The organism is Plebeiibacterium marinum (assembly GCF_026013615.1).
GTDB classification, from domain to species: Bacteria; Bacteroidota; Bacteroidia; order Bacteroidales; family Marinilabiliaceae; genus Saccharicrinis; species Saccharicrinis marinus_A.
In genome coordinates this window covers 1-11802 of record NZ_JAPDPI010000080.1, presented here as the reverse complement: position 1 = coordinate 11802, position 11802 = coordinate 1, and the positions used below count along the sequence as shown (strand labels likewise).

Below are 11802 nucleotides of genomic sequence, written 5' to 3'. Positions count from 1 at the left end.
GAATATGCACATGATCTTCAACTGAATTGGAAATAATACATGAAGAATCGTAATTTTTCAATATGCCCGTAATAAAAGCAAGGAGTTTCCCCTCCTAATCTGATGATATAAAAGGATATCCTTTTTTGGCCCCAAAGGTAAGATGAATATAAAGTTGAGATAGTGATTGCCCCATAGTTTATAGTCTGTATTTATTATTTAAAGAAACTAATGCAATGAAAATGTTTCAGACTTACAGCCTGAATTTGCATGACGTACAAGTACTTGGGGCGCTGCCCCAAGTTGCGATATTTCAGACCTTCAGCCTGTTAGGTGAAAAAGTTTACCGATGATTTGTACTATTGTCGATGTAAAATATCCACTCTTCAGGTTAATAAAAATATATGCATGACCAAATAACAACAAACAATGAACAATGACACAAATTGTCATTGTTCATTGTTTGTTGATTTTTTATCTTTACAAAAAGATTTAATTATGAATGCAGCAGAAATAAAAATAGACTTGTTTAGAAAATTAGATTCCCTAAAAGGGAATAGACTAGAAGAAGCGTATGGGATGCTATTAAATTTTATTAATGGTAAAAGTGAACTAGATGATTGGCAAAATCTAACACAAGAGCAGCAAGAAGCAATTAAATATGGAATTGACCAACTGAACAAAGGAGAAGGACGAAGTCACAGTGATTTAATGACAGATATTAGAAATCAATATACCAATGAATAGAAAAGCAACTTGGTCTCCTGCAGCAGAAGAAGATCTTAGGTTAATATTAGATTATTTACAAAGTAAATGGAGTCAACATGTCGTAAATAAATTCATTAATAGGATTGACGATAATATTGGGTTGATTATGGAAGATCCCAAAATATTCCCCGTTATCAATGCTGAGTTGCAGATAAGAAAAAGTGTAATCACAAAGCAAAATACACTTTATTATAGAGTAGTTTCTGATGGAGTAGAAATTGCTAGACTATTTGACTCTCGTCAAGATCCAAAGAAGCTGAAGTTTTAAACAATCACTACCCACACTCAAGTAGATCGCCCATAAGCTAATTGGTCATTGTTAATTGACCATTGCTAATTGTCTAGTACTAAAGTAGCATACAGAGTAACGCGAAAAAATTACTATAATTTTACAGTAACTTTTTTTACTTGTATCACACTGAATATGAGACATAACTATTTTTAGACAGAGTCAGGTTTGAGCCAGAAATATCTAAAAAAGGTCCGATATTCACGAAAATCGCAAAAAAACGACAAAAATATTCATCAAAATCGCATTTTTGGCCAAAAATATTCACGGTTTTGTCATTTTTCGGTGTTTTTATGACATTTCTTTGCTATGTCTTTGCATTCCTATGCATAGGCTTTGCTATTTCTATGCATAGGCTATGCTAATCCTATGCATGGTTGTTGCTATTTCTTTGTATTGTGGTTGTATTGTGGTTGTGTTGACTATGCACATTCGTTGATTGTTCTTTGCTTCGGCATTGCTTCTAAGGGACCGAAGAAAGAGCATAAAACAGGCATGGCAAAACCATAGTAAGTACGACGTCATATACTTGGTATATCATAGGATAATAAAAGGGAGTGTAAAATATATTAAACAGAATACAAAACTTGACATTCCCGGATTAACAAAACAATATTAATTATCAAATCACACGGATATTGATTATTTTAGCACACACAACAATTTATGCTCTTTTGAAATTGCCCTATGAATATTGTAAATGATACAGCAAAAAAAATCACACTTATTGCAATTTTCTTAACCACCATTTTCAATACCATAAACAGCCAACCTGCACAAAATTTAAAATTTCATCATCTCAATGTTGACAATGGACTTCCGCAAAGCTCAGCTTATTCCATAATTAAGGACAAGTATGGCTTTATGTGGTTTGGTACCTGGGGAGGCGCTGTAAGATACGATGGTTATGAGGTTAAGCTTTTCCGCCCATCAGAAAACGACTCTACGGCCTTACCCGATTACCGGATTAGTTGCATTGTAATAGATTCCATTGGAAACATATGGATTGAGACCGAGCAACGACAATTTTTATTTCAATATAACTACTCCCTGGATAATTTTAAGCGCTACAACAAAAGCAATGCCCCTGTCGAAGTCTTAAATCAAGTGGAACTATGGCACAATAATCACTTTAAAGTTGCCAAAAACGACAAATACATCTGGCAATCCACCGATAGCGGACTTTTGCAAAAACAGATTGCTACCGGAGACACTCTATTATTTCAACCCATGCTAAACAACCGTTTTGCCCTATCCGATAAGATGATAAAAAACGTTTATTTAGATGATGAAGAAAATCTTTGGATAGGCACAGAATACGGCGGTGTTAATTTCACAAACCTTTATTCAAAACCATTTAACACTTTCACAAAAAAACAAGCAAACAAAGGTTTAACAGATAATGTAGTCAGGGCAATATGCAAAGATTCAGAAGGACACATCTGGGTTGGCTCAAGCAATATGGGCATTACCGTCATTAATACATCAGGCATTGAACCAACATATCGTTACATTGGAAAAGAAAACCTTTGCAACCTGCAAATACGGTCGTTGCATTGCGACAAAGAGGGCAAAGTATGGATTGGTACAAAAAATGGTTTAATGTGCTATGATCCCGGATCAGACAAATTTGTTCTCTGTAGCAACAGCGCATCAAACCAGTTCTTTGCTTTTGCAGAGGACCAAAACGGAAGGCTTTGGGTTGGAACTATGGCAGGCCTGGCATTATTCGACAGAGCTAACGACAAACTAAAATATTTCCCTCCTCAAAAAACAACCGGTGGAATATACATCCGCTCTATACTCGCAGATAAAAACAATAACTTATGGGTTGCAACCGAAGACAATGGAGTAACCAAACTCACCCCTGAATTTAAAGATGATACAATTCAGTTTAAGGTTGAACATTACGTTCAGCAAAACCAAAGCAACAATGGCCTATCTTCCAATCGCACTTATTCGTTAACCGAAGACAGCAACGGAATGATCTGGATTGCCTCCGATCAGGGTTTATGCTATTTAAATCCCCAAAATGACACAATCACACGCATTGCCCGGGAAAGTAATCTATCCAAAGGTATTATCATGGCTGTACTTTACGATCATCAAAACTCGGTTTGGGCAAGCCACAAAAAAGGACTGTCCCGGATCAACACAACCAGTTTTACTATTCAGAATTTCAACATACAAGATGGGTTACAGGGAAATGAGTTTAGCCAAAACGCCTGCTTTTTCGACAGTATAAATGGAGAGTTATTCTTTGGAGGGGTAAATGGCCTCAATTCTTTTACTTCAAAAGATATTAAAACCAACCCATATCCCCCAAGGGTTGTGTTTACCGGGTTGAATGTAATGCAAAAGCATATACTACCCGGCCAACCAATAAACAACCGCGTATTACTTGAAAAATCATTACTCTGCACCAACAAACTCATTCTCTATTATCAGGAAAGATCATTTTCATTAGAATTTGTAGCATTGCACTATGGCAACTCTTCTGAAAATAAGTATCAGTTTCAGCTGGAGGGTTTTGACAAGCATTGGGTTTCGACAAATGCCACAAACCGAAAAGCTTCATACAACAACCTTCCTCCAGGTGAATATATTTTCAAAGTAAAGGCCGCCAATAGCGATGGAGTCTGGAACCCCACTCCTAAAACCATGCATATTGTCATCCTTCCTCCCTGGTGGTTAACTTGGTGGGCTATTGGATTCTACCTAGTCCTTACAACATCAATTATATGGTTGATATATAATTACCTGACATCTAAGATAAACGCAAAACGTGCACAGGAGATCCATCAGGCCAAGCTGAAGTTCTTCACCGAAGTTTCTCATGAATTCAGAACGCCCTTAACCCTGATTATCGATCCACTGGAAAAATTAATGACTGGAAAAATAGCACATCAGGATGCTGACTCCATTTTTAAAATGATGTACCGTAATGCAAAACAACTGCTAGAACTCATCAACCAACTCCTCGACTTCAGAAAACTGGAATCAGGACACCTTACCCTTTCACTCCAAAAGAGCGACTTGATTGCTTTTGTTAAAAACTCGGTTGCTGCATTTGAAAACCAGGCACTGGCCCAAAATATTTCCCTTGAATTTGAAGCTCCCCTAACTTCACTCCAAATATGCTTCGACAAACAGAAACTTAATATGGTTTTAAATAACCTTCTCTCAAATTCATTTAAGTTTACACCTGAAAACGGCAGTATTCATATAAAAGTTTACCTGTCTGACAAAGTTGAAAAAGCAGTGTGCATCCAGGTTATCGACACCGGTACAGGAATAGAAAAACACGAGCTGAACAGAATTTTTGAACTCTTTTATCAATCAGGTTCCCCTATAAAACAAACACCAGGTTCAGGTATCGGCCTTGCCCTCACCCATGAGTTAGTAAAGCTGCATAAAGGACACATTGAAGTTAAAAGCCAAATAAACAAAGGAACCGATTTCTCGATCACATTACCAATAATGGAAAACGACAGCACTGAATCCATTCAATCAGAGACTATTTTTAATATCCTGCCCGAAACTAACACCCCCATAGTAAAAAAAGAATCAAAAAAAACCGACAATGATTTACCTATTATGCTAATCATTGATGACAATAGCGATATCCGCAACTACATTACAACACATTTTAAAACCGAATTTAAAATAATACAGGCAGCCAATGGTGCCGAAGGATATAGCCAAGCTATTGAAACCATTCCCGACATTATCATTAGTGATGTAATGATGCCTGACACAGATGGTTTTGAACTCTGCCAAAAACTTAAAACAGATCAACACACCAGCCACATCCCGATAATACTATTAACTGCCCGCCAATCTGACGAATCAAAAACAGAAGGATATAAAACAGGAGCTGATGCCTACATTACCAAACCTTTTAATTCAGATGTGCTTTCTGCAAGAGTTAACAACTTACTGGAGCAACGCAGGCAACTCCGTGAACTTTTCACAGGAAGTACTGGCAAGGAGTTAAAGAAAGTTGCAGTGAACTCTGCCGATGAAATCTTTCTAGAAAAAGCATCCGGTATCATTGCCCAATATCTTGACGACCCTCAGTTTAACATCGATTTTTTAGCCGAAAAAATGAATATGAGTCGCTCTCAGTTTTATCGAAAAATAAAAGCCCTGACAAATAAATCCGGTAATGATTTTATCATGAGCTTCAGGATGGACAAGGCTCTTGAATATCTAAAAGAGGGTAGGTATAACATTACGGAAACAGCTTATAAGGTTGGCTACAACGTCCCGGCCAATTTTACCCGGGCATTCACTAAATACTTTGGCAAAACACCTACTAATTACATTGAATCCATTAAGCAATAAAACTTTTGGCATTAAAAAAATTGTATAGCAACCCGACAAAATACATTTGCATAAAAGCCTGAAACTTCTCACACCCCACAACTCACACACCTACACCTCTAAATATCTACCACTTACAATCTCACTGTTTAAAAATGATAATTATCTGAACAGTTTTGATAACTCATTTTTCACTGTTTATTTAATATTTGCTTAGTGGATTATTTAATTTTAATAACCCATTAAAACAACAGTACTACATAATTTATTTCAGCTATGGCAATAAAAAGTAACAGAACATAAAAACAAAAATTTAAATATGAAAACTCAAATAAGATCAGCCTTCTTGTGTGTCCTTTTTATAGTTATCGGACTAAATAAATCTAAAGCAGAAGAAACCAGCAGAATAAAGCAGCTATTCAACTTTGACTGGAAATTTATGCATGGAGATATTGAAGATGCACAAAATATAGATTTCGATGACAGCAATTGGCGAACACTTGACCTTCCGCACGATTTTCAGATCGAACAACCCTGGAAAGAATCAGCCGGAAGAGGACGTGGCTTCAAGGAGATGAGTGCAGGATGGTATCGCAAATCGTTTACGGCAGATACGGCATGGATAGGGCAAAAGGTATTACTCAACTTTGAAGGCATCATGCTACAAGGCGATGTATGGCTCAACGGCAAAAAAATTGGCAAAACCGATTATGGTTACCTGGGATTTGAATCAGACATCAGCAACCTTTTACGTTACGACACATTAAATGTGGTTGCAGTGAAGGCTTCCACAGGAAAAACTGGAGGATCACGCTGGTATACAGGTGGGGGTTTATACCGGGATGTACATCTTATCGTAAAAAACCAGATTTCAGTAGCCCGTCATGGGGTTTTTATAACCACTCCGGATGTTTCAGAAAACAAGGCTACGGTAAACCTGCAGGTTGATATAGAAGGTTTCCAATGGAAAAGAAATGACTTAACAATTGAGGCCAAAATCTATAATTCAAAAGGTGAACTTGTGGCACAAACCCGAACATTAACGCCTAAAGGATCAAAAAAAATAAGCAATGAAGTACCTCTTCCCAAAGTAACAATCACCAATCCTGATTTATGGAACTGCGAAACTCCAAACCTGTACAAAGCAGATATAACATTAAGCCTTGATGGACAAATCATAGATAATGTAAGCGAACAGTTTGGTATACGATCCATTGTATTTTCAAAAGAAAAAGGCTTTTTGCTTAATGGTAAGAAAGTATTTTTAAAGGGAATATCCAATCATCATGATTTAGGTGCTGTAGGTGCTGCTGCGCATGAAACTGCCATTGAAAGACAAATGGACCTACTCAAAAAGTTTGGGTACAACCACATCCGCTGCTCACACAACCCATACTCAGAAGCATTTTTGCGTATTGCCGATGAAAAAGGAATCCTGATTGTAAATGAACTATACGACAAATGGAGCGACAGACATTATTGGGCAGGGCGCAAACCCTGGACACACACCTGGCATAAGGATTTAACCGAATGGGTAAAACGCGACCGCAACCACCCATCGGTAATCATGTGGAGCCTGGGCAACGAACTTCAAATGCGAGAAGACCTGGCCGGATATCAGACCAACGATTGGGGTGTAACCACTTATAAAATAATGGATATCCTGGTTAAACGCTACGACCCAACACGCAAAACAACGGTGGCCATGTACCCTGCCCGCGCTGGAGCCATAAACAAAAAAGACGCAGATTTCAACAAAAATATATGCCCGCCGGAGCTAGCCACCGTAACAGAAGTCTCCAGTTTCAATTATCGCTGGATGGACTATCAGGAATATCTAAAACATGCCCCTCACATGATTGTGTATCAAAGTGAAGCCACCACCAATGAGTTATTAGCCCCATATTTTGGAATGGACCGGAACAAAATGGTTGGTCTGGCATACTGGGGCGCCATAGAATACTGGGGCGAATCAAGAGCCTGGCCCATAAAAGGATGGAACTATTCATTCTTTGACCATTCTTTAAATCCCTTTCCACAAGCCTATCTTGTTAAAAGCGCATTCTCTGAAGAGCCCATTGTTCACATAGGGGTAGTAGACAAAGCTGCCGAAAGCCAGGAATGGAACGATCAAACCATTGGCACTCTAAACCTATCGGACCATTGGAATCGCGATGAAGGCAAAAACTACAACCTTTATACATTTACCAATGCCGAAGAAGTGGAGTTATACATAAATAACAAATCATTGGGAACAAAACGCAACGACACAACAGCTGTTGATAAGCGGAATATTATTCTGTGGAATAATGTACCTTATGAAAATGGGGAAATAGTAGCCATTGCCCGGACCAATAACAAAGAAGTAGCGAGGTATGAAATGGAAACTACCGGAAAGGCTGCTGCATTAAAAATTGAGACAGAAAACCCGGAATGGAAAGCAGACGGTATGGATTTGCAATACATCAGAGTGTATGCTGTGGATAAAAAAGGACGTAAAGTTCAAACCGCTAAAGGAGAAGTAACCATCGAAGTTTCCGGAGCTGCCAGGCTTATTGCTATTGACAATGGAAACCATGAAAGTGATGAACTTTTTAACGGAAACAAAAGATTAATGCATAAAGGTTCAATTTTAGCTATTTTAAGATCAGAAAAACACTCAGGAAAAGTAAATATAATTGCAAAATCTGAAGGCATAAAAAGTGCTAAAGCAACCATTTTGGTAAAATAATATCTATCTTTGCACACCTTACAAAAAGATTATAAAATAACAACAAGATGATTGAATGTGAAGGTGTTCGTATAATCTAAGCTTCAATACATCTTAAAACGCAAATAGATATGGTTAAAATAACCTTGCCTGATGGCAGTGTAAGAGAGTACGAGTCTGGCATTACCGGACTTGAAATAGCCAAGAGCATTAGTCCTCGTTTGGCTAAAGAAGTTTTATCAATCTCGGTTAATGATGAAACCTGGGATCTTACGCGTTCAATAACCGAAGATTCTTCCATTAAGTTGTACAAATGGGAGGATGAAGAAGGGAAGCATGCATTTTGGCACTCTTCGGCCCACTTGATGGCTGAAGCGCTGGAAGCTTTATACCCGGGAATGAAATTTGGAATCGGCCCTTCAATTGAAAATGGTTTTTACTATGATGTAGATCCTGGCGATGATGTTGTATTGCGCGATGCCGATATGCCTAAGATTGAAGCTAAGATGAAAGAATTAGCCCGTCAGAAAAATGCCTATGTAAGAACTGACGTTACTAAAGAAGAAGCTTTAGCTTATTTTAACGATAAAGGAGATGAGTACAAACTAGAGCTTATTAACGAGCTTGAAGATGGCACCATCACTTTTTATAAAAATGGTGAGTTTACCGACCTGTGCCGCGGACCGCATTTACCATCAACAGATGGAATTAAAGCAGTAAAAGTTTTAAGCATTGCAGGAGCATACTGGCGTGGAGATGAAACACGCAAGCAATTGACCCGCGTTTACGGAATCACATTCCCTAAACAAAAAATGCTTGACGAGCATATGGTGAAGCTTGAAGAAGCCCAAAAACGCGATCACCGTAAAATAGGGAAAGAACTGGAGCTTTTTGCATTTTCGCAAAGAGTAGGACAAGGTTTACCACTTTGGCTACCCAAAGGAGCCAAGCTGCGCGAACGCCTTGAAAACTTTTTAAAGAAAGTTCAACTAGCCTATGGGTATCAGCAGGTAATTACACCCCATATCGGATTAAAAGAATTATGGGAGACTTCGGGTCACTATGCTAAATATGGTAAGGATTCATTCCAGCCTATCAATACTCCTGCCGAAGGAGAAGAGTTCTTGTTAAAACCGATGAACTGTCCTCACCACTGTGAAATTTATAAGGTAAAGCCTGTTTCGTACAAAGACTTACCTATACGTATGGCTGAGTTTGGAACAGTATACCGCTACGAACAAAGTGGTGAATTGCACGGATTAACAAGGGTAAGGGGCTTTACTCAGGATGATGCACATATTTTCTGTACACCAGATCAGTTAAAAGACGAGTTTAAAAAAGTAATCGATATCATCCTTTACATTTTTAAGGCGCTGGATTTTAAAGATTTTATCACACAGGTTTCTTTACGCGACAAAGATGACCACAGCAAATATATTGGTAGCGAAGAAAACTGGGAAAAAGCAGAATCTGCCATTGTTGAAGCGTGTGAGGAGCGGGGCATGGAAACTATTGTTGAATATGACGAAGCTGCATTTTACGGACCAAAGCTTGACTTTATGGTACGCGATGCCATTGGCCGCAAATGGCAACTTGGAACCATCCAGGTTGATTACAATCTACCGGAACGCTTTGATTTAGAGTATATGGGGTCAGACGGAGAAAAACACCGTCCGGTTATGATTCACCGTGCACCATTTGGAAGTATGGAGCGATTTGTTGCTGTTTTAATAGAACATACTGCCGGAAAATTCCCGTTATGGTTAACTCCTGAACAAGTGGTAGTTCTGCCAATCAGCGAAAAATATAACGATTACGCAAAAAAAGTTTCAAATGTCCTGAATAATTCCGATATTCGCACCGTTTTAGATGACCGAAACGAAAAGATCGGAAGAAAAATTCGCGACAACGAGCTAAAACGCATACCATTCTTGCTTATTGTAGGTGAAAAAGAAGCTGAAACAAATGCAGTTTCTGTACGTAAGCAAGGCGAAGGAGATAAAGGATCAATGGAAATTGAGCAATTTATAAGCTTTATAAACAAGGAAGTTGAAGAACAACTTTCTAAAATAGATAATGAGTAGACATTAATATTATTAATTAATTATAGGAGGATTTAACAATAGCACAGATTAGAAGAAAACCACACGGTTCGCAACAAAAAGATACACCGAGCTTTCGCGTAAATAATCAGATTCGAATACCTCAAGTTAGACTTGTTGGCGATAATATTGATAATCCGGGAGTGTATTCAACTTCTCAGGCGTTAAAAATGGCTGATGAGTTAGAGCTGGATTTGGTGGAGATTTCTCCTAAAGCTGATCCTCCCGTATGTAGAATTACAGATTATCAAAAGTTTTTGTATCAACAAAAACGTAAACAAAAAGAGCTTAAATCTAAAGCGGTTAAGGTTATAGTTAAAGAAATCAGGTTCGGTCCGAACACTGATGACCATGATTACAACTTTAAGCTGAAGCATGCTCAAAAATTTCTTTCAGAAGGAGCAAAGGTAAAAGCCTATGTATTTTTTAAAGGTCGTTCGATCTTATTTAAAGAACAAGGTGAAATTTTACTGTTAAGATTTGCTCAGGATTTGGAAGAATATGGTAAAGTTGATCAACTACCAAAGCTTGAAGGAAAAAGGATGATTATATTCCTTTCGCCTAAAAAAGCTGTTAAAAAGTAGTTTCAATTATATAAACCAATTAATAGTAGTAACAATGCCAAAGATGAAGACGAATTCCAGTGCTAAGAAGCGTTTCACTATCACTGGAAGCGGTAAGATTAAAAGAAAGCATGCTTTTAAAAGTCACATTTTGACAAAAAAGACTAAAAAGCAAAAAAGGAATCTTACTTACGCAACAACTGTTAATGCAGCTGACGAAAAGAATGTTAAGTTGTTATTGAACATGAAGTAATAAGGGGCGTCCTTATTAAAAATTTAATTAATTAACCGAATGAAATTAGCCGAAAGATTCTGTTAGAACAACAGAACGCTAGTCATTCTAAAAAAAGTAAAAATGCCAAGATCAGTAAATGCTGTTGCTTCAAGAGCAAGAAGAAAAAGAGTTCTAAAGCAAACCAGAGGTTACTTTGGAAGAAGGAAGAACGTTTGGACGGTAGCTAAAAACACCTACGAAAAAGGTTTAGGTTACGCTTACCGCGATAGAAAGAAGAAAAAAGGTCATTTCAGAGCACTTTGGATCCAAAGGATTAACGCTGCTGCACGTATCGAAGGAGTATCTTACTCTAAATTAATGGGTGCTATGACTAAGAAAAATATTGAAATTAACAGAAAAGTTTTAGCTGACTTAGCTGTTAATCATCCAGAGGCTTTTAAAGCTGTTGTAGAAAAAGCAATGGCTTAGTTGTATAAAGTCACAGCAAATTATTAAAAGGGCAGAGAGTTTTTACTTTCTGCCTTTTTTTATGGGTTATATAGTAAGCAATTTCCGGATCAGTAACAAAAGTTGGGTCTGAAGAAAAAAAGAGTTTTGTTTGCTGTTAAATAAAAACAGGTATTGAACAAAAGAAATTTGAAGAAGGATTGTCCCAATTAATAATAATTTTTACTACAATCCATAACAGCAGAATGTTATTGCTTTAGAATAGAATCTTTATTAATGATAAATTTAAGGCTGAAAGCCTTTGACTTCACAACAAGGGGCATCGCCCCTTGAAAATACCAAGCTGTAAATCTCAGGCTGTAAGTCTGAAACTATCTCCAATA

8 protein-coding genes are annotated in these 11802 nt (G+C 37.6%); all 8 read left to right on the top strand.

Features of this window, described 5'->3' with window-relative positions:
* Positions 1 to 477: 477 nt before the first annotated feature.
* The 8 genes from OM074_RS20565 (at position 478) to rplT (ending at position 11440) form a co-directional block, all read left to right on the top strand.
* Positions 478 to 726, top strand: a complete 249-nt coding sequence (locus tag OM074_RS20565; protein WP_301202565.1) for a hypothetical protein — start codon at positions 478 to 480, stop codon at positions 724 to 726.
* Positions 719 to 1015 carry a type II toxin-antitoxin system RelE/ParE family toxin gene (locus OM074_RS20560; RefSeq protein WP_301202564.1) on the top strand — a complete coding sequence of 99 codons (297 nt, stop codon included), beginning with the start codon at positions 719 to 721 and terminating at the stop codon, positions 1013 to 1015. Before OM074_RS20565 ends, OM074_RS20560 begins: the two co-directional genes overlap by 8 nt.
* A gap of 708 nt (positions 1016 to 1723) precedes the next feature.
* Positions 1724 to 5383: a hybrid sensor histidine kinase/response regulator transcription factor gene (locus OM074_RS20555; RefSeq protein ID WP_301202562.1), complete on the top strand. Its 3660-nt coding sequence runs from the start codon at positions 1724 to 1726 to the stop codon at positions 5381 to 5383.
* A 298-nt stretch (positions 5384 to 5681) separates the two neighbouring features.
* Positions 5682 to 8093: a glycoside hydrolase family 2 TIM barrel-domain containing protein gene (locus tag OM074_RS20550; protein ID WP_301202560.1), complete on the top strand. Its 2412-nt coding sequence runs from the start codon at positions 5682 to 5684 to the stop codon at positions 8091 to 8093.
* 110 nt (positions 8094 to 8203) lie between these two features.
* Positions 8204 to 10156: a threonine--tRNA ligase gene (gene thrS, locus OM074_RS20545; RefSeq protein ID WP_301202559.1), complete on the top strand. Its 1953-nt coding sequence runs from the start codon at positions 8204 to 8206 to the stop codon at positions 10154 to 10156.
* A gap of 38 nt (positions 10157 to 10194) precedes the next feature.
* Positions 10195 to 10758: a translation initiation factor IF-3 gene (infC, locus tag OM074_RS20540; RefSeq protein ID WP_363320327.1), complete on the top strand. Its 564-nt coding sequence runs from the start codon at positions 10195 to 10197 to the stop codon at positions 10756 to 10758.
* A 34-nt stretch (positions 10759 to 10792) separates the two neighbouring features.
* Positions 10793 to 10990, top strand: a complete 198-nt coding sequence (rpmI, locus tag OM074_RS20535; RefSeq protein ID WP_301202557.1) for a 50S ribosomal protein L35 — start codon at positions 10793 to 10795, stop codon at positions 10988 to 10990.
* A gap of 102 nt (positions 10991 to 11092) precedes the next feature.
* Positions 11093 to 11440 (top strand): 50S ribosomal protein L20, encoded by a 348-nt coding sequence (gene rplT / locus OM074_RS20530; protein ID WP_301202556.1) that lies wholly within the window; start codon positions 11093 to 11095, stop codon positions 11438 to 11440.
* The last annotated feature ends 362 nt before the right edge of the window (positions 11441 to 11802 follow it).